This window comes from Microbulbifer maximicatervae (SeqCode) (assembly GCF_052467225.1).
The window spans coordinates 2263928-2288379 of the sequence record NZ_CP174303.1; the positions used below are offsets into that span (position 1 = coordinate 2263928).

Here is a 24452-nt window from a genome sequence, read left to right on the forward strand (position 1 = left end):
GCTAGAAGGACACGCCCTCTGCGGCATCCCTGTTCCTAAAGGTATATGTTGATTTGCCGAAATACAACCAGCGCCTTTTGCGCCCCGCAAGCGCCTGCGCTTTGATCGGGGCGCAGGCGTTGATATAGTCCCCGCCTTTGAGGTATCCCGGAGAACGCCTTGCCTGTTGCAACCGCAGAAATGGCTTCTGTTCCTACGAAACTGCCAATGGCTGATCGTATTGTCAGAGTCTTCGATCACTGTTTTTCAGACCCAAATGGGCTCAATACCCGACTTCGCGGGGGCTTTTGCGAGCCCTATTACCGGCCAAGGGGGGAGGGTCAAACCTACCACCAGGTGGAGTTCACCCTGGACTATGCCGCCAGCGCTTTGCATGAAGTGGCGCACTGGTGTGTCGCCGGAGAGGCCCGGCGGCAGTTGCCGGATTACGGTTACTGGTATGCGCCGGATGGTCGCAGTGCCGACCAGCAGGCTGAGTTCGAGCAGGTAGAGGTCAAGCCACAGGCCCTTGAATGGATCTTTGCACGGGCTTGCGGACTCAAGTTTCGCGTGAGCGCTGACAATCTGGAAAATGGATTGGGCGCTAGCGACCGGTTTAAAAAGGCCATCCGGCAGCAAGTTCTGGACTATTGTGATACCCGGCCCAACCCTCGGGCCTGTGCATTCGCCGAAGCCCTGATGAAGGAATTCGGTTGTCCCAATCCTTTTGACCGGGGCAGCTACCAATTGGCGGATCTCTCTTGAATAGTTATCTCATAGACGCATCGGTATATATTTTTCGCTACTACTTTGCGCTGCCGCCCAACTGGGAGAGTCGCAGTGGCTACTCCACTGAAGCCGTTTACGGCTTTACTAACTTCCTGTTGGATATGTTGGCGCGACAACCGGGCTATATTGCCTGCGCCTTCGACGAATCATTGGGAAGCTGTTTTCGCAATGAGATTTACCCAGACTATAAGTGCAGTCGCGCACTGCCCGATGAAGCCCTGGCTTTCCAGCTGGCGGCGTGCCGGGAAATGGCTGAGGTACTGGGTATTGCCAGCTTTTCCAGTGAGCGCTACGAGGCCGATGACATACTGGCCACGTTAACCCGGAAGCTGCACCGGCATAACCCAGTGGTCGTGAGCCGGGACAAGGATCTGGGGCAGCTGCTGGCTCGGGGCGCTGTATCCCTGTGGGATTTTGCCAACGACCGGCACCTGGATGGCGAGGGCGTACGGGAAAAGTTCGGTGTGCGCCCGGAGCAGATTCCCGACTATCTGGCCCTGGTGGGAGACACCAGCGATGATATTCCCGGGATACCCGGGGTTGGCCCAAAGACTGCGGCACGCCTGTTAGAGGCATTCGACACTATAGAAATGTTGCTGGAGCAGCTCGATACCCTTGCCACAATGCCCATTCGCGGAGCCAAGGGATTGGTGGCCCGGATAGAGGAATACGAAGAGCAGCTGCACCTCGCCAAGCGCCTGACCAGTCTTGAGGAGCGGGTTCCCCTGGATATAAAACTGGCAGATTTGCGCCCACAGCCGGTGGATGTCTATCTGGCCCGTTCCCTGGCGGAGGAATTTGGTATCGGTGGCCTGAGCAAGAAGATTGAACGCACCTTAGCGGGTGTTGATGGAGAACTTACATGACGGATAGTGCTGCACAGAGTGCGGGATTAAAAATTGTCGCCGATGAGAATATTCCTGCGTTGGAGGCGTATTTCGGTGATCTGGGAACGCTGGAGCGCTACCACGGCCGCACCTTGAGCCGAGAACAATTAATTGATGCGGATATTTTGCTGGTGCGCTCGGTCACCCAGGTTGATCAAAGCCTGCTGGAGGGGACCCGGGTGCGCTTTGTTGGCAGTTGCACCATAGGCACTGATCACCTGGATACCCAGTGGTTGGAACGCAATGAGATCTTCTGGAGCGCCGCGCCTGGCTGCAATGCCAACTCCGTGGTGGAGTATGTTTTCTGCACCCTGGCCGCACTGGAAATTGACTGGCATGGGCGCAGCTTCGGCATAGTGGGCTGCGGCAATGTTGGCGGGCTTTTGCAGCAGCGCTTGCATGCTCTCGGGGTTTCCTGCGCAGTTTACGATCCCTGGCTACCGGAAAACCCGGATGCGAGTGAGCTGGAAAAGGTGCTGAGCCAGGATATTGTTTGCCTTCACGCACCGCTGGTTAAGGGCGGCACCTACCCCAGTTTCCATATGATTGGAGCAGAGCAGTTGCGCCAGCTCCGCGATGGCAGCGTATTGATTAGCGCCGGCCGGGGTGGGGTGGTAGACAACCGGGCACTGCTGACGGAAATCCAGCGGGGTAAGCGTTTTACTTCCGTACTGGACGTATGGGAAAACGAACCGGATATCGATACTGAATTATTGCAGCATGTTGACCTGGGGACACCGCATATTGCCGGTTACAGTCTGGATGGGAAGCTGGCCGGCACCCGTATGATTCGCGAGGCCTTGTGCCGGGAATTGGGTATTGCACCTATGTCTGCGGAATGTCAGCCGGCTGTTACATTTAAAGAGGTCACGGGAGACTCAGCAGAAGAATTACTGTTGCAGATGTACAACCCCCGCGCGGATGATCGCCGCCTGCGCGCGGCGGCAGCAGGTGATGTGCCGATGGAGAAGGCTTTTGATTTGCTGCGTAAAGAGTACCCCGAGCGCCTGGAGTTCAGTCACTACAAAACTTCAGCCCAGACTTTGGGTGACGAAGAGAAGCGGCAACTGGAAGTGTTGGGGTTGGCGTGCAGTTAAGTAAACAAGTAAAAAAGCTTGGTTTAATTATTAACCCCTGGGCTGGCATTGGCGGCCCGGCAGGTCTCAAGGGGAGCGATGGTGCCGAAACGGTGCAACGCGCGCTGGACGCAGGTATCGAACCCCAGGCAAATCAGCGTGCGGCGCTGGCCCTTGAGGAATTAAAACCCTTTAAGGATGAGCTGGAAATCCTGTGCTTTGCCGGCGATATGGGGGCCAGTACAGCGCGTAAACTCGGTTTTTCTGTCTGTGAAGTGGGCGTGGCCGAGTGCTCGCCATCCTCCCCGGAAGATACAGAGCGTGCAGCAGCCACTATCCGCAACAATGGTGCAGACCTCATTGTTTTTATTGGCGGTGACGGCACTGCGAGAAATATCGTCAATGCCCTGGGGGATAATTTCCCGGTGCTGGGTATTCCCGCCGGAGTGAAAATGCACTCCGCCTGTTTTGCGATTTCCCCTAAAGCGGGTGGTGAGGTTTTGCGCCGTCTGATGGCGGGGCAGCTGGTGGACCTCGCTGAGCGTGAAGTGCGGGATATTGATGAGCAGTCATTCCGCAGTGGGCGGGTTACCACGCGTTACTACGGCGAGTTGCTGGTGCCCCAGGAAGGCCAGTTTTTACAGGCGGTAAAAAATGCCGGCCGCGAAGTGGAAGAGCTGGCAGTTGCGGATATCGCCGCAGAGATTACCGAAGACCTGGACCCGCAAACCCTGTATGTCGTTGGCCCAGGCTCTACTACATTGGCAATCCTCAGCGAGTTGGGCTGTGAGGGAACACTGTTGGGGGTGGATTTATTACTGGATGGCCAGTTGTTGCAGTTGGATGTCAGTGCGCCGCAAATTGAACAGGCCATTGCCGATCACAGCGGGCCGGTAAAAATCATTCTCACCGCCATTGGTGGCCAGGGTCATTTAATTGGCCGGGGTAACCAACAATTGTCAGCCAATGTACTGCGGCGCGTTGGGCGCGATAATTTAATCGTGGTTGCAACTAAAACAAAAATTACGGAATTGCATGGGCGTCCGCTATTAATCGATAGCGGTAACCCCAAGCTTGATAAACGGTGGAGTGGTTTTATTCGAGTGGTTACCGGCTACCGGGATGCCATTCTTTATCCACTGAGTAACGGGGATATTCAATAAGCGATGAGTGCAGATTGGCAGTTACTGCTGGAGCAGGTAGAAAATAAACTAGGACAGAATGTTGGCGACAGCCGCCGTTTTTTTCACGGCCGGGGTCGCAGTTATGAGGGCTTGGAGCAGGTCTGCGTCGACAGCTTTTTCCCCGCTTTGTTAGTAACTTTTTTTGAAGAATATGAAGGTGAAGTAGAGCTGTGTGAAAAACTCTGGCAAATGGCTGAGGCGCGAGGTTATCAGGGGGTCGCTGCGCAGCGACGCTATCTCCCTGGGGCACCTTTGCAGTGGCACTTTGGGGAGCCGGTAACAGACCCGGTCGCGCAGCGTGGAGACCTTAAATTCCCCCTCACGTTTGATCGACAAAATGTGGGTTTCTTCCTGGATATTGAGCCGGGCAGGGCCTGGCTTGAAGAGCAGGTACGTGCAAGGGCTGGGCAGGCGTCAGCAAAAATGCTCAATCTTTTCGCTTTCACCTGTGCTTTTTCTGCGGTCGCGCGAGCGGCAGGTGATATCGATATTGTAAATGTGGATGTCAATCGTGGTGTTTTAAATCGCGGACGGGAAAATCACGAAGTTAATGGGCTGTCCCTCAAAGGGGTTCAGTTCCTGCAATTCGATGCACTGCGTCAATTCAAGCGCTTCGACCGTCGCGGTCCCTTTGACCTGGGCATTGTCGATCCGCCGACACGACAAAAAGGTCGCTTCGATGTCAGCCAGAATTATGAAAAGTTGCTGAGGCAGCTGCCCGCTTGTCTCGCCGCTGAGGCGGATCTGCTGATGGTGATCAACTCGCCCCGGCACAGCGAAGCCCAGTTTAGGGAGTTAATCCTCGGATCTGACAGCGGTTATGAAGTTGTAGCGCGCTTGGAGCAGAACCCGGATTTCCCTGATCGGGACCCGGATGCTGCCTTAAAAATGCTGCACGTTAAATATCGTCGCCAATCCCAGTAATGGCGATTGCCAATGCCGCGCATTAAGGGGCTCCTTACAGCGCGGCAAACTCCCGCATCAAGCGCTCCATCAGCGCCTGTAACTGGCTTGATGATCCCTCGCGCACAGCGCTGTTGAGCAACTGGGCGTTGCTCTGCCCGGACTCAGCTCCGGCATTAATCATTAGCAGGAAGCCCTTGTGGGTTAATACCGCATCCTCCATCGCCTCCTGGCGCACCAGCTGGGAAAAGCTGATATAGCCACTCTGCTTAAGCCAGGTCATGGACCCCAGGCAGGCTAAATAGCGGGGGGAGTGCAGCCCGTACTCATCCGGTGAGTCGGGGCCGGAAATATCTTCCACGTAAACGGTTGCCGGTACCGGGAATTGATTAAACATTGCCAGCAGTACCCTGCCGGCATCCCGGTAAAAATCGTGAATATGTAAATCGTCCAGCATCAGCAGGAATATCGCTCCAAAAAGTCGCCCAGGCGTTCCATCGCATGCGATAAGTCGTCGGCACGGGGCAGGAAGACAATGCGCAAGTGGTCTGGTGCATCCCAGTGGAAGGCACTGCCTTGAGCCAGTAGTATTTTTTCCTGGCGCAGGAAATCCAGCACCAGCTGCTCGTCATTTTCGATCTTATGATGATCCAGATGCAGCTTGGGAAACAAGTAGATAGCACCACTAGGTTTGACACAGCTCACACCGGGAATGTCATTGAGCATGCGGTGGGCCATATCTCGCTGTTGGCGCAGGCGCCCGCCGGGCAGGACCAAATCGTTAATACTCTGGTAGCCACCGAGAGCGGTTTGTACTGCGAACATGGCGGGTACATTGCCGCACAGGCGCATAGAGGCGAGTATTTCCATCCCCTGGATAAAGCCCTTGGCCCTGTGTTTGGTGCCGCTGATAACCATCCAGCCAGAGCGGAAGCCGGCTAGGCGGTAGGACTTGGACAGGCCGTTAAAACTCAGGCAGAGCACGTCCGGGGCCAGTTTGGCCATCGGGGTAAATTCCGCATCGTCGTAGAGAATCTTGCTATAAATCTCATCGGCGAAGATCACCAGGTTGTGACTGCGGGCAACCTCGACAATATCCTCCAGTAGTTCCCGGGGATAAACGGCGCCAGTGGGGTTATTGGGATTGATAACCACTATGCCGCGGGTTTTTGAAGTGATTTTTGCTTTGATATCCTCAATATCAGGCAGCCATCCGGACTCCTCATCGCAGCGATAGAGAACCGGCTTGGCACCGGTGAGGTTGGTGGCGGCCATCCACAGGGGGTAGTTGGGCATTGGCAACAGCATTTCGTCGCCATTATTGAGAAGGGCCTGGGTGCTCATGGAAATCAGTTCGGAGACGCCGTTGCCCAGGTAAATATCGTTAATCTCGACACCCGGGATACCCAGGGTCTGGCACTCTTGCATAATGGCCTTACGCGCAGCGAAGAGCCCTTTGGACTCGACGTAGCCCTGTGCCTCAGAGAGATTGTGAATGACGTCTTGGATAATCTCGTCGGGGGCGTTAAAACCGAAGGGGGCAGGGTTGCCAATATTCAGCTTGAGGATGCGGTGGCCTTCCTCTTCCATGCGCTGGGCCTGCTCCATCACGGGGCCGCGAATTTCGTAGCAGACGCCGTGCAGTTTTTCTGATTTATTGATGTCCTTCATGGTGACCTGGAAGCTCTATTGCAGAGCAGGAGCGGCCCAGGGCCGCGAGTTCAGTGCGCGAAAACCGGGTAATGTCCACCAGCGGTAGGTACCACTCCTGCGGGAAACCGGGAACCGATACACATAGGCATTGCCACAAAGTGACGCCTGACCGGAAACCCCAATTGATTACGGAAACACTAGAGTATGTCAAAACAGATGGATGAGAACTACTGGCGGGATAAGCTTACAGATGAGGAGTTTGAGGTCTGCCGGGAAGGTGGGACAGAGGCGCCGTTTAGCGGCGAATATTGGGATGTTTTTGACGATGGCGTCTATCGTTGTCGTTGCTGTGGCGAGGTTTTATTCGGCTCGCAGTCAAAATTTGAGAGCGGTTGTGGTTGGCCCAGCTTTGATGCAGAGCATTATGAAGGTGCGGTGAAGGAGCTGCCTGACAGCAGCTACGGTATGCAGCGTGTAGAGATTCGCTGCAGTAAGTGCGATGCCCATCTCGGCCATGTATTCGACGATGGCCCCACCGATACGGGACTTCGCTACTGTGTGAACTCTCTATCGGTGAAGCTGGACCAGGGCAGTGATGAAACGGAGGATGACACTGAGTGACGGAATCACACTGGAGTAATTGGCTATTGCGGGTGCAGTGGATTCTGTTACTGCTGATCGTCCTTGCGGCTGCCGCCTTGCGTTACGGGTTGCTGCACTTCTCTGTGGTTTTCAAAATATTTGTGTTTTCTGGCGGTGCAGCCTTGGCAATTGCATTACTGAGCCTGTTTGTTTTTGTCTGGGGAGTGAGCAAGAGCAAGCCGTTGGTGCGCAGCAATGCTCTGTGGGCGGCGTTGCTCGGACTGCTGCCGGTGGCAATACCTCTGGTAACCGTAGGCAAGGGCAACTTCGATGTGCCAAGAATTCACGACATCAGTACCGATACCCGCAATCCCCCCCAGTATCAAGAGGTATTGAAGTTGCGCCAGAAAGGCGATAACAGTGCCGAATACGGTGGAGAGAAGGTGGCCGAATTGCAGCGGGAGGCGGATATATATGCCGATATAATGCCGTTGCACGTGGACTTCCCGATAGCTCGTACCACTGAGATCGCTGCTGAAGTGGCCGAAGACCTGGGCTGGAAAGTGGTTTCCTATGAGCCTCAGCGGGGCCACCTGGAGGCTGTAGCGAAAACACCGATCCTCGGTTTTACGGACGATATCGTTGTACGGGTCAGCGCTGACGTGGGTGGTGGCTCCAAAGTCGATGTGCGTTCCAGCTCCCGAGTCGGGGTCAGTGACTTGGGTACCAATGCGAAGCGTATCCGCCAATTTCTGGAAGAGTTGCACCTGCACGCACTGGTGCTCGAGGGAACCGGCACAGAGCGGTACTAGAATGCACTCCAGAAATGGCTGGGTTTTGTAAGTGTCTGACAACAAAAGAAAAAAAATCAAAAAGAGTGTTGACAGGTTTAGCGGTGATCCATAGAATGCGCCCCACTTCTGACGCAGGGCTACACTCAAAGGTGGAGCGAAACGACAGAAGGTTTCTGGGTCCCCATCGTCTAGAGGCCTAGGACACCGCCCTTTCACGGCGGTAACAGGGGTTCGACTCCCCTTGGGGATGCCACGCGGGAATAGCTCAGTTGGTAGAGCGCAACCTTGCCAAGGTTGAGGTCGCCGGTTCGAACCCGGTTTCCCGCTCCAATTTTCTGCTTTGCGAGATGATCTCTAGTCAACTCGGAGAGCACGCCACCGAGAAATCAGTGGCATTGCCATGGACAGCATGGCAGCACCGGATCGCAAGGTCGAAGTGCAAGTTTCTGTCCCCATCGTCTAGAGGCCTAGGACACCGCCCTTTCACGGCGGTAACAGGGGTTCGACTCCCCTTGGGGATGCCACGCGGGAATAGCTCAGTTGGTAGAGCGCAACCTTGCCAAGGTTGAGGTCGCCGGTTCGAACCCGGTTTCCCGCTCCAATTTTCTGCTTTGCGAGATGATCTCTAGTCAACTCGGAGAGCACGCCACCGAGAAATCAGTGGCATTGCCATGGACAGCATGGCAGCACCGGATCGCAAGGTCGAAGTGCAAGTTTCTGTCCCCATCGTCTAGAGGCCTAGGACACCGCCCTTTCACGGCGGTAACAGGGGTTCGACTCCCCTTGGGGATGCCAATACGACCCGGTAGCAATGCTACCGGGTCAATTGCGGGAATAGCTCAGTTGGTAGAGCGCAACCTTGCCAAGGTTGAGGTCGCCGGTTCGAACCCGGTTTCCCGCTCCAATTTTCTGCTTTGCGAGATGATCTCTAGTCAACTCGGAGAGCACGCCACCGAGAAATCAGTGGCATTGCCATGGACAGCATGGCAGCACCGGATCGCAAGGTCGAAGTGCAAGTTTCTGTCCCCATCGTCTAGAGGCCTAGGACACCGCCCTTTCACGGCGGTAACAGGGGTTCGACTCCCCTTGGGGATGCCAATACGACCCGGTAGCAATGCTACCGGGTCAATTGCGGGAATAGCTCAGTTGGTAGAGCGCAACCTTGCCAAGGTTGAGGTCGCCGGTTCGAACCCGGTTTCCCGCTCCAAAAATAAAAAGCCGCTCAATCGAGCGGCTTTTTGTTTTTCCGATATAGTAATTCTTATCTTCTGCACGGTTACTTTTGCCCAGGACTCCTGCAAGTTCCGGCTCGTCCCACCAAGTGACGTGTATGAAAAACCCTAGCTCCCCTCAGGTTGAAATTATTCGGGCAAGCGCGTTGAATAACGCTCCCCACTATAGGAGTGCAAGATGAGCGCTGCGCTATCGATCCATAACTTACAGAAAACCTACGACAATGGTTTCCAGGCCCTGAAAGGCATCAGTTTTGACGTGCAGCCGGGAGACTTCTTTGCGCTGCTGGGCCCCAATGGGGCGGGGAAGTCTACCACCATCGGTATCATCTGTTCCCTGGTGCGTAAAAGCGGTGGTTCAGTGTCGATTTTTGGTGAGGATATCGATGTCGATTTTGCTGCGGCCAAGCGCCTGTTAGGTGTTGTGCCACAAGAATTTAACTTCAGCCAGTTTGAGAAAGTGTTCGACATTGTCGTTACCCAGGGCGGTTTTTACGGTATGCCGCGCAAACTGGCTGAAGAACGCACTGAGAAATACCTGAAGCAGTTGGGGCTGTGGGATAAGCGCGCTACCCAGGCGCGCATGCTCTCCGGTGGTATGAAACGCAGATTGATGATTGCCCGCGCGCTGATTCACGAGCCGAAATTACTGATTCTGGATGAACCCACAGCCGGAGTGGATATAGAACTGCGGCGTTCCATGTGGAGTTTCCTGGAAAAAATAAACCAGCAGGGCACCACAATTATCCTCACCACCCACTACCTGGAGGAAGCCGAGAGCCTCTGTCGCAATATAGCGATAATCGACAAGGGCACTATTGTCGAGAACACTTCAATAAAGTCACTGCTGAAAACCCTGAACCGGGAAACCTTTATCTTGGATTGCGCGGAATTTTTCACTGAGTGCCCGGACTTGTCCGGTTATGAAGGGCGTTTGCGGGACAATCACTCACTGGAAGTCACTATTGAAAAGGGACAATCTCTGACCGAGGTATTTGCGTCATTGCAGCGGCAGGGCATCACAGTCACCAGTATGCGCAATCGCGCCAATCGCTTGGAGGAATTGTTCCTGTCCATGTTGTCGGAAGAAAAAATGTCGGGGCTAGAAGAGTGAAGGGCAGATTAATCTGGATATCATTCAGCACTATTTACCGTCGGGAAGTCCGGCGCTTTATGCGTATATGGCCACAGACCCTGGTACCGCCGGTAATCACTATGTCACTGTATTTTGTGATCTTTGGCTCCCTGATTGGTCGGCGAATCGGTGATATGGGGGGCTATCCGTATATCGAGTTTGTTGTGCCGGGTTTGATCATGATGTCGGTGATTACCAACTCCTATGCCAACGTAGTTTCGTCTTTTTACAGCGCTAAATTTCAGCGCAGTGTGGAGGAGCTTTTGGTCTCGCCAACGCCGAACTGGGTGATTATGGCGGGCTATGTTCTCGGTGGCGTGTCACGGGGATTAATGGTGGGGTTGATAGTGACTCTCGTAGCGATGTTTTTTACCTCGCTGACGGTAGAGCACATCTTTGTCACGGTAGCGATTGTATTTTTGACGGCGGTGCTGTTTTCCTTGGCCGGGTTTATCAATGCTATTTTTGCCAATAGTTTTGATGCTATCTCTATTATTCCGACCTTTGTATTAACTCCCCTCACATACTTGGGAGGCGTGTTTTACTCTATCGACCTGCTGTCGCCTTTTTGGCAGGGGTTGTCGAAATTGAACCCCATTCTTTATATGGTGAACTCCTTCCGTTACGGCATTTTGGGTGTTTCCGATATTAATGTTGCCGGGGCATTTTTTGGCGTCCTGGTATTTATTGCGCTTTTGGCATCCTGGGCCATTTATCTGATGAGCCACGGTAAGCGACTGAGACATTGAGAAATTTATGACAAGAGAAGACTGGCAAAACCTCCCCCTGGGGCAGGAGACCACCTACGAATCCACTTACAACCCCGAGTTGCTCCATCCAATTCAGCGCTCAGTATCCCGAGCCCAGTTGGGGCTCTCTGCCGGCGCAATGCCTTTCTTTGGAGAGGACGAATGGTGGGGTTTTGAGCTTTCCTGGTTGAACCCCAGGGGTAAACCACAGGTGGCGGTGGCTCGTTTTAGTTTTCCTGCAGAAAGCCCCTGTATGGTGGAGTCAAAATCCTTCAAGCTGTATTTAAACTCTTTCAACCAGAGCAAGTTTGAATCCTGGAGATTGGTACAGGATGCCCTGGTGCGAGACCTCTCTGCAGCGGCGGGGGCAAATGTCGGCGTTACCCTGATGGATGTGGAAGATGCAGCGCTGGCAGTTGAGAAACCAGAGGGCTATTGTCTGGATCATCTTGATATAGAAGTGAATAATTACGAGCCGGACCCCGCACTTCTCGCCCTCGAAGGCGGTGAGGAAGATGTGAGTGAGGTTCTTTATAGCCACTTGCTGCGCAGTAATTGTCCGGTAACGGGACAACCGGATTGGGCGACAGTAGTTGTGGACTATAAAGGGCCGGCACTGAAGCGAGAGGCACTGTTGGCTTATATTGTTTCCTTCCGCGAACACCAGGATTTTCACGAGCACTGTGTCGAGCGTATCTTTTGCGACTTGCAACAGTTGGCGGAATTTACCGAGTTAACTGTATGTGCCCGCTATACCCGTCGTGGCGGCTTGGATATTAATCCGCTGAGATCGACTCGCATTGAGAAACGTATGCCTGCGCGTTTTGCCCGTCAGTAATTTCCTTTCTTAAGTGCCACCGGAGTCCCCGGTGGTACGGCCCTTCAATATCACTCTTTGCCTAAGGCCGACCTGGGTTGGCGCTGCGGACTCTTAAGCTACGCTTTCTAGATAGGCCGGGGAAACCGACAGTGTAGTTGTGTTGGCCGCCCCACAGGAGGTGGAGTTGAGGCTGACAGATGGAGATTAATACCCAGTCCCCAGTAATTCCTGCCGTAGTAATCGGTTTTGCCCCACTTCTTTTTTCCCAATCCTCCACTGCAGAAGTTTATGTTAAAGCTGATGATCTGATACGGGTGATTGAGGCCCAGCAACAGCAGCTGGAAGAGCAGCAGGCTCAGATTCAGAAACAACAGGCAGACCTCGAAGCCCTGCGTCGGCAAATTGAGCAAATGCAACGGGCGCCACCATCCCGACCGTCTCTGGAAGTAACTCCTGTACAGCCCGTTGAAGCACCGGTGAGCAAGGAGGACATGAATGATTTACAGCGACAGATCGAGGAAATACGCCAGGAAGTTCCACCTGGTTCGCTGCCCCCGCCGCGGGCCCAGTCTGATCAGGCGGTACCTGACCCCAGTGACATCGAAGATGTGATTGCTAATGCGACAACGGAGTGGCCTGGCTCCATTCCCTTGTTGGGAAATACCATGAAGGCGAAGATCAGTGGCTTTGCGGACTTGGATGTCAATTATGATACCGACGCGATCATCAGCCCCGCACAATTTGTACCTGCCGATATTGTGACTTTCGACAAAACGGCTGCAGAGGGAGCAGACGGGCAGACAGAATTTACCGTGCAGACCTCCAGGTTGGTATTTGAGACCCTGCAGCACTGGGAGGGACGTGAATTTAAAACCCTGATTTCGATGGACTTCCTGCAGGACTCCAGTGTTACCACTCCCAATCCCCGTATGCGCAAAGCTTATGGAGAAGTGAGCAATGCGCTATGGGGGGGCAGTATTCTTGTGGGGCAGCAGTGGTCAACATTTGCGAACTTGGAAGCGGTCCCCAATACCCTGGATTTCCAGGGGCCTAATTCGGCATTTGGCTTGCGCCATTCAATGGTCCGATGGATTAAGAGGTACGGGCCACAGTATTACTTTAAGGTGGCTATTGAAGCGCCAGATTCACAAATATTCGAGGATGCAACCGAGGTTGCACGCTGGCCCGATGCGGTATTTGCGCTGGAGTCGGACTTGCCTAGGTCCCAGGTACAAGCGGGTTTGGTATTAAGGGATTTGCGCGCGAGTGGCGATCCGGATTCAGCCGTATCAACTACCGGCTGGGGATTAAATTTAAGCGGCACTTTCAATATGCCCGGCGTACTTTCCAAGGATGTTCTTTATTACTCTTTGTCCCTCGGTGCGGGATATAGCGGTCTACTTAATGACGCGCCACCAGATGCAGCTTATGATTTTTTTGATAACTCCGTAGAGGCACTAAACACTACAGCCTGGTATCTGGGGTACCAGCACTGGTGGACTCCTTGCCTATATACCGTAGCGACCTACGGCAGGGTAAGGCAGGATAATTTGGACTTCCAACCCGGTGAGGCCTACAAAGCAACCCAATACCGCAGTATCAATATTGTCTGGTTACCCTTTCCCCGTTGGTTGACTGGAATCGAGGTGCTATACGGCGCTCGCAAAGACAAAGATGGCGATAGGGGCTCTTTGGTGCGGACACAATTTACGACCCGAATGGCGTTTTAAAAAAGTAAAGTGTTTAAACGAGGTGTTCAGGTTTATGCGAGTCAAACGAGAGAAGGTATTTCAAGCACGAGTTATTCGGTTGTTATGCAGCCTTTCAGTGATTTCTCTTCTGCTCGGATGGACTTCAGCCAGTACCGTGGTTACGCGGGTATGGCAGTCCCCATATATTGGTATTCAAAGCTTAGGAAAAACTCTGGTACTCGCATATACCCTGGTACCGAGGCCGATAGTCGGTGGGCAGGTAGAAAGGGAGTGGGTCATGCAACTGCAGGATACGGGTATTGATGCGCATTCCTGGAGTGCTCTGGGGGCAATAACTGGTGTTCCCTCAATGGGGGAGATTACACCCTTACTCCGGGAGAGAGGATTTGACACTTTATTGGTTACCCAATTGTTGGCATTAAAACGGATCAACCCGAATATCCGCAACTCCCAGGTTGCTGTTGTGGAGACACGCCTATATTTGGCGCCTAGTGACGAAGTTTATTGGTCGGTTCAGTCGGATACTTTTTTATACAAGTATTCAGGGGAGGAGCTGCGCCATCCCAATGAGAGAGATTTACGCGAGTTTGTAGAGGTGATGATTCGCACTATGTCTGGCAATGGCGTTTTATAGCCGCTAATTTATCGTGATTTTTATTGAACCTTTCTCCAGGCCAATAAAACTGTTGTATTCAGCTATTCTGGTGAGACAAACCGTTGATGGGCCTATCAAAGAGTGCGCGTTCAATGGTTCGAAAGGGAATTCAAAGCGTTAGCTGGAATAGATGCCGGCTAACTACTTTTGGCGGTAGGCTTTACCATGGATTGGAATCTAAAAGCCCCTGTGGTTTTTTGGCGTGCGTATCTAAGGTACTGGAGATGTGTTGATGTGCATGCTCCACGATTATTATTTATTCTGCCAGTTTTTCTCTCAATTTTATTAATCCCCTATTCAGCCAGTGCTTCTGAAACCTTTTTGATGCCGTTGGGACCAGTGGCAGAGGAGCAGAAAGTACACTTCTTTTGGGCTATGGCACTCACCATGGTCGCTGTTCTCCCGGTATTTATCTTGGTGCCAGTAATCCTCTTTAAATACCGAAGAAAAAAAGGTCATGGATTCTATGCGCCAAAATGGGAAACCTATGGCCCGCTCGAAGTAATTATGTGGGGTGTGCCATTCCTGGTCATAATTGTGCTGTCAGTGATGCTCTGGCGTGCAACGGCGCGGCTAGATCCCTACAAGGAAATACAGGGCGTTGTCCCCCCGGTAAAAGTGCAGGTGGTAGGGCTCGACTGGAAGTGGTTATTTATCTATCCGGAGCTGGATATTGCAACAGTCGGTGAATTGGTCGTACCAGTACACACTCCAGTCTCAATGATATTAACCAGCGACACGGTAATGCAGTCGTTTTTTATTTCTGCACTGGCAGGGCAGATTTATGTGATGCCGGGAATGACCACAAAGCTTAATTTTATTGCATCCAAGACGGGAGAGACGGAGGGAGAGAACACCCAATATACCGGCGATGGTTTTGCTGATCAAAAATTTGTCGTCCGAGTGGTGAATGATGAATCCTTCGAGACTTGGGTCCAAGGTGTGCGAGCTGGAGGGGTTGCCCTAAACGCTGAAAATTACAACCGCCTGGCACAGCGAAACACCAAAAAACAAGCATACAAAGTCTTGGGAAATAGCAAGATGCCAGAAAATACACTGTATTTTAACTTGCCGGGCACAGACCTTTTTCACGAAATAGTAATGCGTTATCACTCCGGTAAACCGCTGAGCATAGAAGAGCAGCCCGGCACCCGAAAATTCGGCCGGGGCGAGGATGATGCCGAGGGAGCGCAGCCATGAACAATTTGGATTATGGTTGGCTGGGTAAGCTCAATTGGGATTCTCTTGTATTTAGCGGGTTTCTTGAGCGGCCCTCAGTCAGTGAAGCCGTTGCCAGTGTGGCGGGCTCGATAGTAATACTGGCAACAGTGGGAATCCTCTTTTTATTGACCTGGTTTAAAGTCTGGGGAACACTCTGGCGGGATTGGTTGACCAGCACTGACCACAAAAGAATCGGCATTATGTATATCGCTTTTGCGATCGTGATGTTGGTTCGAGGGTTGCTGGAGGGGATGGTAATGCGTGCTCAGCAAGCCGCCGCACCGGAAGGCTTCCTCTATGCAGATCACTTTGCCCAGTTGTTCAGTACACACGGCACCATAATGGTGTTTTTTGTGGCAGTTCCGTTTTTGGTGGGCCTTATTAATTTCGCTATGCCGCTGCAAATTGGTGCCCGTGATGTGGCCTTCCCGGTACTTAATCAAATCAGCCTGGCGGTGACAGTTTCCTCTGGTATTTTGTTGATGGTCTCTCTGGTGGTGGGGCAGTTTTCTACTGGGGGTTGGTCGGCTTATCCGCCTTATACGGGGGCGGATTTTAGCCCTGGGGTTGGGCCTGACTACTGGATATGGGCGATTGTATTTTCTGGGGCGGGGACGACATTAACGGGGATTAATTTCACCGTCACCGTGTATAAATGCCGTGGTCCAGGAATGCACCTATTCCGTATGCCACTATTTTGTTGGACCGTACTCTGTGCCTCCATTCTAATGATTTTCGCAATGCCGCCCCTTAGCGTTGCCGCACTGATGTTGGGCTTGGATCGCTACCTGGATTTCCACTTCTTCACCAATGACCTCGGTGGAAATATGATGAACTATGCCAATTTGTTTTGGCTCTTTGGCCACCCTGAGGTCTATCTGTTGGTGTTGCCAGCCTATGGGATTTTTTCCGAGGTCTTTTCTACCTATTCGGCCAAAACCCTGTACGGCTATAAATCCCTGGTGATTGCCACCATGTGTATTGCGATCCTGTCCTTTACGGTGTGGTTACATCACTTTTTTACCATGGGGCAGAGCCCGACGATCAATATTGCCTTTGGTATAGCGACTATGCTGATCGCGGTGCCGACCGGAGTGAAAGTTTACGACTGGATGGCGACCATGTATCGGGGGCGAATACGCTTTACCACTCCAATGGTTTATGCCATCGGCTTTTTAATCCTGTTTGTGATTGGTGGCCTCTCCGGCGTTATCCTGGCTAACCCCACTGTCGATTTCCAAGTGCACAATACACTGTTCTTGGTGGCGCATTTCCACAATGTTCTGATTCCCGGCGTGCTGTTCGGAATTTTGGCAGGGTACAACTACTGGTTCCCCAAAGCATTTGGTTTCCGCCTTAATGATAAATGGGGTAAACGCTCAGCCTATCTCTGGTTTGCAGGATTTATGGTGACATTCTTCCCGCTCTATGGCGCCGGCTTATTGGGGATGCCAAGACGATCATTCAGCTATGCCGATCTCACATTCAAGCCTTATATGATCGTTGCTTTTATTGGCGCAATGATTGTTCTGGCGGCCTTAATCTCGCTGGTTATTCAATTTATCGTAAGCATCAGAGACCGAAAGAAAACCCAGGTTCCTGTGGGTGATCCTTGGGATGGACGCTCCCTGGAATGGAACTCTCCGGCTCCGGTACCGGCTTATAACTTTGTTGAAATACCCAAGGTTACTGATCGGGATGCATTTACTGAGGCTAAGGAGCACGGTGAAGCCTATAAGCGGCCTAAAGTCTATCGAGACATAGAGCTCCCTAAAAATAATCCTCTCGGATTTATTTTGTGCGTTGTCAGTGGAATTTTGATGTTTGCCCTGGTTTGGTACATCTGGTGGCTTGCACTGATCTCCGCATTAACCATTTTGGTTGCAGTTATCGCGGCCACCTTCCGCAAAGAAACGGAATATATTATTCCTGCCAGTCAGTTAGAGAAGGATACGGAAGCTTGGTTGGCCTTGGTCGAGAAGAGCGAGGCAGTGAGCCGGGACCTGGAAGATTCCCCGCGAAATGTCGGCCTTGCGAAGCTGGAGATCTAAATGAATCCCGTCTCTTCACCGAAAAGCCCGGGCAGCATCAATCCCCACGAAGCCATCCACAGAGATCCCGATATGGTGATCTTTGGCTTCTGGGTCTTCATGATGAGCGACCTGATTTTCTTTGGGGTGGTATTTGCGATTTATATCACCATGGTGGGCGCTACCGCCGGAGGGCCGGGCCCGAAAGAGCTTTTTGATTTCGGCAGCTTGTTCGCCCAAACGATGCTTCTTCTAACCAGCAGCCTCACTGCGGGTATTGCGACAGTTATTGTTAAGCATGAACGCAGTCGCTCTGCCTTTCTATTTTGGGTGGTGATAACCCTGTTGCTGGGCATGGGTTTCCTGGCGTTGGAACTTTACGACTTTGCCGGGATGGCCGAGAAGGGAGGGGTGCCACAGCGCAGTGGTTACCTGTCAGCCTTTTTTGGTTTAGTGCCCTTGCACGGTCTCCATGTCACTTTCGGCTGTCTATGGATGATCGTTTTGATCGTTCAGGTTTTCACTATGGGATTGGGGGATGTCGTAAAGCTGCGCTTTCTGCGCCTGGCATTGTTCTGGCATTTCCTCGATTTGATTTGGATCGGAATTTTTTCCGTGGTTTATTTCGGTGGCTGGGTCTATGGCTAAAGAACCGACTTTTGCACAACACCTGCGGCTGTATATCACAGGTTATATCCTGTCTATTGTGCTCACTCTGGCGGCTTTTGCCGCAGTGCTGACGATCGGAAGGGAGAATAAAAGTGTCTTGATTCTCGTTGCGTTACTGGGGGTTGCGCAACTGGTAGTGCAATTAAAATATTTCTTGAACGTAACGACCCAACGGGACCGGAGGGATAACCTGGCGTTAATCCTTTTCTCTAGCTTAATTCTTTTGATTATTGTGTTAGGTACAGTCTGGATTATGGGGAACCTGGCGGTGCGTATGCATACAACTATGTAGCGTTTTACGCTTACGCACCTTTTATAAAATTAGATAATAACTTTGCTCTTCAGGTTGGATGCTGCTTTTTGCAGGGACTGTAAAACCTTTTCTTTATCGTAATTTCGGATTTTATCCAGGTCTAAATGCATTGAGAATCCGGGGGCATGCTCCTCCAAGTAACTCTGCTGGCCACCCAGGTTCTTACGCAGATCAGTAACCTGGTAAACCTTCACCGGGGTACTAATACCTTTTACGGTGATGTGCCCTTTGTCCCGGCACATTACTGTGTGTTTGATCATGGCCCAGGTCTCGTGGCTAATCAGGATTTCTCCCGGCTGGGCGGCGCCTTCCAATCGAGAGGCGAGGTTAACGTGGGTACCCATCACCGTGTAAGACTGGTAGTTGGCAGTACCAAAAATGCCGACAGTACAGTAGCCGGTATTAATACCCATACGAACCTGCAGGGGGCGCGAGATACCTTTGTTGTACCATTCCTGCTTCATTTCACGTACGCGTTTACGCATCGCCAGGGCCATAGCTACGCAGCGCAGAGCGTCTGACTTTGGTCCTTTACTCTCATCGTCCCCAAAAACAACCATTACCGCATCGCCGATAAACTTATCGATAGTGCCGCCGTATTGCCCAGCGATGCGTGCCATTTCAGAGAGGTAATTATTGAGCAGCTGGGTAAAGGTCTCTGCCTCTAATTCCTCGGTGAGCTGGCTGAAGTCTTTGATGTCAGAAAAGAAAACGGTGAGGAGCTTTCTCTGGGTCACCAGAGCTTCTTCATCCCCAGTAGTGACAGAGCGCCACAGCTTTTGTGGCAAGTACTTGGAAAGTTTGTAGGAGCGAACCTTGCTAACGCGCTGCTCAACCATCAGGGAGTGATTGGCTTCCTTAAGCTGGCCAATCTGGCGGTGGGTAAAGAATGCATAGGCGCATAAATAGGCCAGAATACAGATCAGGCTTACGGTGCTGATAGTGAGGTCAGCGCTCACCAGTAGGGATGGTTCGTGCATCAGGTACCCGATAACGACCCCAACCAATAAGCCGGTATTGTGCTCAAACCAAGCGCGACCGCCGCCGCCCCCAGTGAGGGCATTCAGCTGGACCATGGTAACCAGCAGCAGCGAGGGCAGCATGCTGAAGTCTGCCAAGGATATGGTGATGCCGATCAGTACTGTATCCAGGAAAGAAAGGCAGCGGCGGGTTTTCAGTGCTTTTTTATCGCCAGTTTTGTAGAGGATAAATTGGGCGAGAGCGGTATAAGCAATGATGAAAAGAGCAGATCCGGTAATAACCAGCTTGTCTGATTGCCATGGCGCATCCCAATTCACCGCGTTTGCCAGGGTACCGGCAGCGGCAAATAAAATCAGGGTGCGAAAATAGGTGGAGTAGCGAGGGTTAACATTCCGCCCCGTGCTCTCCTCAAGCTGGTCCTGCATTTGTGTTGTTCTTTGTCCGTTTGAGCAGAAAGTGAACACCTTGCGCGTTGGCGATAGGGTGGCTCCGATTTCCCCATCCACCGTATAGCCACGCCGTGACTCCAGCAGCGCAGTTTACTCTTCCGAGGAACAGAATGCGAAAAAACTGTGCATGCAAGTGATATTTTTCTCGTTGTTGTTGCCAGTGATATTACCGCACCTCCAGCCTCAGAACCTCCCAATTTTCATGGCAGATTTGCAGTTTAGGCAGGGAGGGTACCTTAGGGCTTTGCGTATCAAGGTTTATATAGATAGCGACCACTGACTCTACAGCAGGCCAAGGATTATGACAGGGTGCTTTTCCGACATTATTAACCTAGATCAATCTGAGCTCAGGAATCCGGGCGACTTGTACCAGGTGAAGGGAAAAGGGGGGTGTCAGCAAAAGGCAAGTTTTCCTATAACTGCTTTAAGGGGCTGGGTATCGGCCTCAGATAAAGCCGGGCTTATATTCACCTTTGAGTCAAGGGGTTACATAAGTTGTACAGCCCATATATTGGAGAACTGAAGGGGCAGAGCAGGCCGGAAAACTAATGCTGGTCGGACTAATATAGAGCCTGGATCAATCGACTCACAGAGTCTAGCCACCAAACCTGCGATAGCTGAGGGGCTCATTTGAGGGGGCAAATAGCCGTGGTGACTTGTAGCGGATAGTCTGAGCTCCCTCATGATGCCCCGTTTTAACAGCCAGAGAGACTTTTTTCGCATTAGTGCTTGCACAACAAGGAACATTTGGGTAAAGTGCGCGCTCTCTCGACGACACAGCAGCTATCTTCCTGATTTCCTTGAAGATTTCGCTGAAGAGAGAGACCGCTACAAGGCGGAGAGCCCTCGCGAAGGGTGACAATTTGGTGAGGTGTCCGAGTGGTCGAAGGAGCACGCCTGGAAAGTGTGTATGTCGCAAGGCATCGAGGGTTCGAATCCCTCCCTCACCGCCATCTTCTAAAAGCCCGGCTTATGCCGGGCTTTTTTGTTTCTGCCTTTCGATTGGTTTCTCTATGTCTTTTTTGGCGATTCTACTCGTCAGCCCAGAGATTTTTGGGCTTTGCTAAGGGGGGATCTCACCTTAGAAGGGTTTGCCAAATACTACTGCGTTTATAATTGACGGGCTGTTAGATTTAAGGGGGTACACAAAGGCCTCTTTACTCATTCTGCTGTAGTATTTTATATAGATCCTCATTTTTGTTGCTATTATCCCTGCTGTCTAAATTGTGGGCTAAGTTGGTTTTGAGGGAATTTTAACTGCGAGTTAGCTCTTCTCCTTGCTTCTGCCTGCAGCTCCACTGTCTACTTTTTTGGGTTAAAGTCATACATATTTATATTTTGGCTCTCATTGAGGCAAATTATCTAAATAAAATTTGTACCTGCTGTGTTGTGGTCAACTCCAGCCGGACACTTCTTTAAGCACATTCCTCAAATTCGATAGGGGCTAGATCTCCCAGTGTTGTATGTATTCTGCGTGAGTTGTAATAAGCAATATAGGCTCTTACATCTGCTACCGCATCCTCCCTTGTCGGATAGAGGTTTCCCGTTAACCACTCCCGCTTCAGGCTGCTGAAGAAACGTTCAGTCGGTGCGTTGTCCCAACAATTTCCCTTACGGCTCATTGAACACACCATCCCCTGCTGACTCAATAACATTTGGTAGGTATGGCTGGCATACTGACTGCCACGATCAGAGTGATGCAGGAGACCTTTTGGGGGCGTACGCAAATTGACAGCCATCATCAACGCACGAGTTATCAGGGCCGTTTCCATCTTGCGATCTAGATGCCAACCAACAATCCGGCGCGAATAGAGATCAATCACTACCGCCAAGTACAGTCAGCCCTGCGAAGTCCAAATATATGTAATATCAGTCGTCCAAACTTGATTTTTAGCACTCGGTGAGAACTCCCTATTCAGAAGGTTCTCTGCGACAGGCAGGTGATGTTTACTGTCTGTCGTCAGTGTAAATCGCTTCTTGCGCTTTACTGCCAAGCCTAGCTTTTTCATGAGCTTGCGGACTCGATAGCGCCCGACTTCAAAGCCTTCTTTACGTAACAGCTTCATTAACCGACGACTTCCGAGACTCTGTCTAGATTCTGCAAATAGGGCCTTCAAACGATGGCATAGTTGCCATGTTTGAGCATCTATTGAGCTATTACCACGGCAACACCAATCGTAATAACTAGTCTTACTTACCTGCATTACCCGGCAGAGCACCCTAACAGGAAAGCTGCCTTGCTGTTTTTCAATAAAGCTGTACTTTATTTCATTTCTTTCGCAAAGAAGGCGCTGGCCTTTTTTAGGATTTCTTTCTCCATCCGCAACTGCTTATTTTCACGTCGTAATCGCTCTAATTCTGCGCGCTCGCCTACATCCAACCTCACACCGTCTTCTTCCTGCTTCTGTTCCTTTATCCAGCGTCGCAGGTTATTGGCTGTTGTTCCTACAGCCTCTGCTGCTTTAGAAATTGAATACCCTTGCTCAGAGACTAGCGCTACGGCGTCTTTCTTAAATTCCGGCTTGAAATGCCGACGTGTACCTTTTGTTGTCATACTTCACCTCGCCTGGTAGTTTTACCATCTTAGCGAAGTGTCCGGAAGGATTAGACCACTACACTGAGTAAAAACTTCTTATTCAACAATCTTCTCTACTTCCTATTTTTTCTTTCACTTAGAGTGGCTTGTTGGAAGTTTGTGCCGTCGGTCATATAAGTGAGAGTTACACTGCCGGTATCAATCAGCTATAACGCAATAAACAAACCCTAACAGGGACGGGCGCAAAGCTATTTCCAAACAAAGTTGGCAGTTTGGCGGTGGTGTGGGAGATACTTAGGGTGCCCTCCAATGGTTTATGTAGCCCCCCAGGGAAGCCGCTAGTAGCTGAGCATGAGCACCAAGAAAAAGGTAAGGACACATTCATCCCAGATTCCACTGGAATTTTCTTCGACATTTGGGTAAAGTGCGCACTCTCTCGACGATATAACAGCTATCCTATTGATTTACTTAAGGGTTTTGCTGGAAGGAGAGGCCGCTTTAAGGCGGAGAGCCCTCGCGAAGGGTGACAATTTGGTGAGGTGTCCGAGTGGTCGAAGGAGCACGCCTGGAAAGTGTGTATGTCGAAAGGCATCGAGGGTTCGAATCCCTCCCTCACCGCCATCTTCTAAAAGCCCGGCTTATGCCGGGCTTTTTTATTTCTGAAGCTTTTGTTCTTTAGTCTTGAGTATCAAAGACCTTAGCTGTCACTGCTTTCTGCTATAGACGGAGGAGGCTGCTAGGCAGAGACCCTATTTATTACCGCAATACTCATCAAAATTGCTGGGAGTGTTAGCAAAGCCAGCCTTCTCTGCAAGTTCCCATGGTCGTTCGCATTCTTTAGTTTTACTACACCAAAGGTAGCCGGCTGAGTTTATACACCCGTGGGCATCCTTGTCTGAACCGACCGGTGTGGTGGGCTTGGGATCCTCTGGAGTATCTGAGGAGCACCCCATCAGGGACGCGACTAGGATAAAAGCGGCGGCTTCTTTGATTTTGAGCATTACAATCACCAGAAAGTTAAGGTTATTGTTAAGTATACGATTTAGTGCAGTACCCTTCACAAGCCGTGCCTAATTGTTACTTCAAGGCCAGTTCAAGTGGGTCTTTTAATATTATTATTAAGTTCGAAAGGGTATGGGGTTGATAAGCCCCTTCAGTCTAGTAGCTTATCTGCAAATCTGGCTATACTTAAAAATCACCCTCTCGATAACTCTCAAAAGTCCTGGTTACTTTAATATCCTGTCTTAGGGCTGTGATATCTCTATCGCAGGAAAAAATAAGTCCGTAAGTAGTAGCGGATTGCCTAAATTTACAGTATTTCATACTGACTTCACCATACTGGCAAGCAGTTTTTCACATGCTCTATAGAGAATAGGTTCTAGCTCTTTTGCTCCAAAAACAGGCCTATATCTGAGCATCCCTCTTAGGCTGAATACTCCTGAAAAATATTCTCTCCATGGCATTTTCTCTCGAGCCCTATAAGAGGAGTGTGTTTTATTGGAGTCGGCGTAATAGAGTCGAGCTGCGACTTCAATCTTTGGTCGCCAGAATACAGGCATTGCACCAAATTCTCCAAAGTATGCGGTGTCAAACTCACCCCCTCTTACTTTTAAGACTACAACCTCTAGTGCTAAATCATTGGATTTAGGTTCTATTCGACTCGATATATGTGGTAAGGAGAAAATTTCTACCAGCCTATGACGAATGCCCGCCTCTAAATCTTCGCCCTTAAAAGCCCCCCAAGCACCAATCTTGCTAAATTCATTCTGTGAGACGACAATCATTTTATCCAGATAGACTCGTGGTTTACTCTTTTTAAATAACTTTGAGAACATTCTTACTGTAGCCAGATATAGGTTTTGTGAGGATGGGTACAAGGGTTAGTGCTGAAGGTATCGTGTGAAACCGACATCCTATTAGACATGGAATGATAGGTTTTCTGTCTATATTTTGCACTACTGTTAATGGCTAAACTGTATCTCCCATGGGCAAAGAGCCAAATAGATATTGCTTGTCGGGAACCATCTTTTCTCTGCCGCCCATGATGACCGGTTGTAGCATGAGCTTGAATGAATGATGTTAATAAACTAAAGGTATAGTGTT

Annotated in this window: 21 protein-coding genes, 10 tRNA genes and 1 pseudogene; 26 read left to right on the plus strand and 6 right to left on the minus strand. The window is 51.1% G+C overall.

Annotated features, from left to right (window positions below; genetic code table 11):
• Positions 1-159 precede the first annotated feature (159 nt).
• The 5 genes from ACJJIZ_RS09940 to ACJJIZ_RS09960 are packed head-to-tail and all read left to right on the plus strand — an operon-like array spanning position 160 to position 4839.
• Entirely contained in the window at positions 160-744 is a 585-nt protein-coding gene (locus tag ACJJIZ_RS09940; protein ID WP_444916036.1) for an elongation factor P hydroxylase, read from the plus strand.
• Positions 741-1634, plus strand: coding sequence for a 5'-3' exonuclease (locus ACJJIZ_RS09945; RefSeq protein ID WP_444896617.1), 894 nt, complete (start codon positions 741-743; stop codon positions 1632-1634). The genes ACJJIZ_RS09940 and ACJJIZ_RS09945 overlap by 4 nt, the downstream gene beginning before the upstream one ends.
• A complete protein-coding gene (locus ACJJIZ_RS09950; protein ID WP_444916037.1) occupies positions 1631-2752 on the plus strand; it encodes a 4-phosphoerythronate dehydrogenase in 1122 nt (373 codons plus the stop codon). Before ACJJIZ_RS09945 ends, ACJJIZ_RS09950 begins: the two co-directional genes overlap by 4 nt.
• Complete coding sequence (locus ACJJIZ_RS09955; RefSeq protein WP_444916038.1) at positions 2743-3894, plus strand: ATP-NAD kinase family protein; 1152 nt, start codon at positions 2743-2745, stop codon at positions 3892-3894. Before ACJJIZ_RS09950 ends, ACJJIZ_RS09955 begins: the two co-directional genes overlap by 10 nt.
• 3 nt (positions 3895-3897) lie before the next feature.
• Entirely contained in the window at positions 3898-4839 is a 942-nt protein-coding gene (locus tag ACJJIZ_RS09960) for a class I SAM-dependent methyltransferase (RefSeq protein WP_444894414.1), read from the plus strand.
• Between the two features lie 34 nt (positions 4840-4873).
• On the opposite strand, the gene ACJJIZ_RS09965 is transcribed toward ACJJIZ_RS09960, so the two are convergent.
• Together ACJJIZ_RS09965 and ACJJIZ_RS09970 are read right to left on the minus strand one after the other, a co-directional pair.
• Positions 4874-5275, minus strand: a complete 402-nt coding sequence (locus ACJJIZ_RS09965; RefSeq protein ID WP_444916039.1) for a hypothetical protein — start codon at positions 5273-5275, stop codon at positions 4874-4876.
• Entirely contained in the window at positions 5275-6489 is a 1215-nt protein-coding gene (locus tag ACJJIZ_RS09970; protein WP_108732567.1) for a pyridoxal phosphate-dependent aminotransferase, read from the minus strand. The genes ACJJIZ_RS09965 and ACJJIZ_RS09970 overlap by 1 nt, the downstream gene beginning before the upstream one ends.
• A 186-nt stretch (positions 6490-6675) precedes the next feature.
• Here ACJJIZ_RS09970 and msrB point away from each other — a divergent pair, with 186 nt between their 5' ends.
• The 19 genes from msrB (at position 6676) to cyoD (ending at position 18362) form a co-directional block, all read left to right on the plus strand.
• Positions 6676-7092 carry a peptide-methionine (R)-S-oxide reductase MsrB gene (gene msrB / locus ACJJIZ_RS09975; protein WP_413665066.1) on the plus strand — a complete coding sequence of 139 codons (417 nt, stop codon included), beginning with the start codon at positions 6676-6678 and terminating at the stop codon, positions 7090-7092.
• Positions 7089-7865: a DUF1499 domain-containing protein gene (locus ACJJIZ_RS09980; protein WP_282933544.1), complete on the plus strand. Its 777-nt coding sequence runs from the start codon at positions 7089-7091 to the stop codon at positions 7863-7865. Before msrB ends, ACJJIZ_RS09980 begins: the two co-directional genes overlap by 4 nt.
• Before the next feature lie 159 nt (positions 7866-8024).
• A tRNA-Glu gene (locus ACJJIZ_RS09985) sits at positions 8025-8100 on the plus strand.
• A 1-nt stretch (position 8101) separates the two neighbouring features.
• A tRNA-Gly gene (locus ACJJIZ_RS09990) sits at positions 8102-8177 on the plus strand.
• 118 nt (positions 8178-8295) lie between these two features.
• Positions 8296-8371: transfer RNA gene (locus ACJJIZ_RS09995), tRNA-Glu, on the plus strand.
• 1 nt (position 8372) lies between these two features.
• A tRNA-Gly gene (locus tag ACJJIZ_RS10000) sits at positions 8373-8448 on the plus strand.
• A 118-nt stretch (positions 8449-8566) separates the two neighbouring features.
• Positions 8567-8642, plus strand: a tRNA-Glu gene (locus ACJJIZ_RS10005).
• A gap of 33 nt (positions 8643-8675) precedes the next feature.
• A tRNA-Gly gene (locus ACJJIZ_RS10010) sits at positions 8676-8751 on the plus strand.
• A 118-nt stretch (positions 8752-8869) separates the two neighbouring features.
• A tRNA-Glu gene (locus tag ACJJIZ_RS10015) sits at positions 8870-8945 on the plus strand.
• 33 nt (positions 8946-8978) lie between these two features.
• Positions 8979-9054, plus strand: a tRNA-Gly gene (locus ACJJIZ_RS10020).
• Positions 9055-9257: 203 nt separating this feature from the next.
• Entirely contained in the window at positions 9258-10193 is a 936-nt protein-coding gene (locus tag ACJJIZ_RS10025) for an ABC transporter ATP-binding protein (RefSeq protein ID WP_282933543.1), read from the plus strand.
• On the plus strand, positions 10190-10963 hold the full coding sequence (locus ACJJIZ_RS10030) for an ABC transporter permease (protein WP_444916040.1): 774 nt from the start codon (positions 10190-10192) through the stop codon (positions 10961-10963). Before ACJJIZ_RS10025 ends, ACJJIZ_RS10030 begins: the two co-directional genes overlap by 4 nt.
• Positions 10964-10970: 7 nt before the next feature.
• Entirely contained in the window at positions 10971-11801 is an 831-nt protein-coding gene (gene queF / locus ACJJIZ_RS10035) for an NADPH-dependent 7-cyano-7-deazaguanine reductase QueF (RefSeq protein WP_444916041.1), read from the plus strand.
• 179 nt (positions 11802-11980) lie between these two features.
• A complete protein-coding gene (locus tag ACJJIZ_RS10040) occupies positions 11981-13513 on the plus strand; it encodes a DcaP family trimeric outer membrane transporter (protein WP_444916042.1) in 1533 nt (510 codons plus the stop codon).
• Between the two features lie 34 nt (positions 13514-13547).
• Complete coding sequence (locus ACJJIZ_RS10045) at positions 13548-14129, plus strand: hypothetical protein (RefSeq protein ID WP_444916043.1); 582 nt, start codon at positions 13548-13550, stop codon at positions 14127-14129.
• Between the two features lie 255 nt (positions 14130-14384).
• The gene (locus tag ACJJIZ_RS10050) at positions 14385-15350 is read left to right on the plus strand and encodes a cytochrome c oxidase subunit II (protein ID WP_444916044.1); all 966 of its coding nucleotides are present in this window, start codon (positions 14385-14387) and stop codon (positions 15348-15350) included.
• Complete coding sequence (locus tag ACJJIZ_RS10055; protein WP_413665088.1) at positions 15347-17422, plus strand: cbb3-type cytochrome c oxidase subunit I; 2076 nt, start codon at positions 15347-15349, stop codon at positions 17420-17422. Before ACJJIZ_RS10050 ends, ACJJIZ_RS10055 begins: the two co-directional genes overlap by 4 nt.
• The gene (locus ACJJIZ_RS10060; RefSeq protein WP_444916045.1) at positions 17423-18049 is read left to right on the plus strand and encodes a cytochrome c oxidase subunit 3; all 627 of its coding nucleotides are present in this window, start codon (positions 17423-17425) and stop codon (positions 18047-18049) included.
• Positions 18042-18362, plus strand: a complete 321-nt coding sequence (cyoD, locus tag ACJJIZ_RS10065; RefSeq protein ID WP_444912603.1) for a cytochrome o ubiquinol oxidase subunit IV — start codon at positions 18042-18044, stop codon at positions 18360-18362. The genes ACJJIZ_RS10060 and cyoD overlap by 8 nt, the downstream gene beginning before the upstream one ends.
• A gap of 29 nt (positions 18363-18391) precedes the next feature.
• Here the strand turns inward: cyoD and ACJJIZ_RS10070 are convergent, their stop codons facing one another.
• A complete protein-coding gene (locus ACJJIZ_RS10070) occupies positions 18392-19789 on the minus strand; it encodes an adenylate/guanylate cyclase domain-containing protein (RefSeq protein WP_282933535.1) in 1398 nt (465 codons plus the stop codon).
• Between the two features lie 889 nt (positions 19790-20678).
• Here ACJJIZ_RS10070 and ACJJIZ_RS10075 point away from each other — a divergent pair.
• Positions 20679-20766 (plus strand) — tRNA-Ser (locus ACJJIZ_RS10075).
• Positions 20767-21228: 462 nt separating this feature from the next.
• Here ACJJIZ_RS10075 and ACJJIZ_RS10080 read toward each other — a convergent pair.
• Positions 21229-22367: pseudogene (locus ACJJIZ_RS10080) on the minus strand (IS3 family transposase).
• Positions 22368-22882: 515 nt separating this feature from the next.
• Here ACJJIZ_RS10080 and ACJJIZ_RS10085 point away from each other — a divergent pair.
• Positions 22883-22970: transfer RNA gene (locus ACJJIZ_RS10085), tRNA-Ser, on the plus strand.
• Between the two features lie 128 nt (positions 22971-23098).
• Here ACJJIZ_RS10085 and ACJJIZ_RS10090 read toward each other — a convergent pair.
• A complete protein-coding gene (locus ACJJIZ_RS10090; protein ID WP_444896630.1) occupies positions 23099-23350 on the minus strand; it encodes a hypothetical protein in 252 nt (83 codons plus the stop codon).
• Between the two features lie 318 nt (positions 23351-23668).
• Complete coding sequence (locus tag ACJJIZ_RS10095; protein WP_444916046.1) at positions 23669-24184, minus strand: hypothetical protein; 516 nt, start codon at positions 24182-24184, stop codon at positions 23669-23671.
• Between the last annotated feature and the right edge of the window lie 268 nt (positions 24185-24452).

What these genes read in the sequence shown, in the direction of transcription:
- ACJJIZ_RS09960 (WP_444894414.1), top strand. Translation starts at nt 3,898, where the DNA reads ATGAGTGCAGATTGGCAGTTACTGCTGGAGCAGGTAGAAAATAAACTA.
- cyoD (WP_444912603.1), top strand. Translation starts at nt 18,042, where the DNA reads ATGGCTAAAGAACCGACTTTTGCACAACACCTGCGGCTGTATATCACA.
- ACJJIZ_RS10045 (WP_444916043.1), top strand. Translation starts at nt 13,548, where the DNA reads ATGCGAGTCAAACGAGAGAAGGTATTTCAAGCACGAGTTATTCGGTTG.
- ACJJIZ_RS10055 (WP_413665088.1), top strand. Translation starts at nt 15,347, where the DNA reads ATGAACAATTTGGATTATGGTTGGCTGGGTAAGCTCAATTGGGATTCT.
- ACJJIZ_RS10090 (WP_444896630.1), bottom strand. Translation starts at nt 23,350, where the DNA reads ATGCTCAAAATCAAAGAAGCCGCCGCTTTTATCCTAGTCGCGTCCCTG.
- ACJJIZ_RS10025 (WP_282933543.1), top strand. Translation starts at nt 9,258, where the DNA reads ATGAGCGCTGCGCTATCGATCCATAACTTACAGAAAACCTACGACAAT.
- ACJJIZ_RS09950 (WP_444916037.1), top strand. Translation starts at nt 1,631, where the DNA reads ATGACGGATAGTGCTGCACAGAGTGCGGGATTAAAAATTGTCGCCGAT.
- ACJJIZ_RS09970 (WP_108732567.1), bottom strand. Translation starts at nt 6,489, where the DNA reads ATGAAGGACATCAATAAATCAGAAAAACTGCACGGCGTCTGCTACGAA.
- ACJJIZ_RS10070 (WP_282933535.1), bottom strand. Translation starts at nt 19,789, where the DNA reads ATGCAGGACCAGCTTGAGGAGAGCACGGGGCGGAATGTTAACCCTCGC.
- ACJJIZ_RS09965 (WP_444916039.1), bottom strand. Translation starts at nt 5,275, where the DNA reads ATGCTGGACGATTTACATATTCACGATTTTTACCGGGATGCCGGCAGG.
- msrB (WP_413665066.1), top strand. Translation starts at nt 6,676, where the DNA reads ATGTCAAAACAGATGGATGAGAACTACTGGCGGGATAAGCTTACAGAT.
- ACJJIZ_RS10060 (WP_444916045.1), top strand. Translation starts at nt 17,423, where the DNA reads ATGAATCCCGTCTCTTCACCGAAAAGCCCGGGCAGCATCAATCCCCAC.
- queF (WP_444916041.1), top strand. Translation starts at nt 10,971, where the DNA reads ATGACAAGAGAAGACTGGCAAAACCTCCCCCTGGGGCAGGAGACCACC.
- ACJJIZ_RS10040 (WP_444916042.1), top strand. Translation starts at nt 11,981, where the DNA reads ATGGAGATTAATACCCAGTCCCCAGTAATTCCTGCCGTAGTAATCGGT.
- ACJJIZ_RS10095 (WP_444916046.1), bottom strand. Translation starts at nt 24,184, where the DNA reads ATGTTCTCAAAGTTATTTAAAAAGAGTAAACCACGAGTCTATCTGGAT.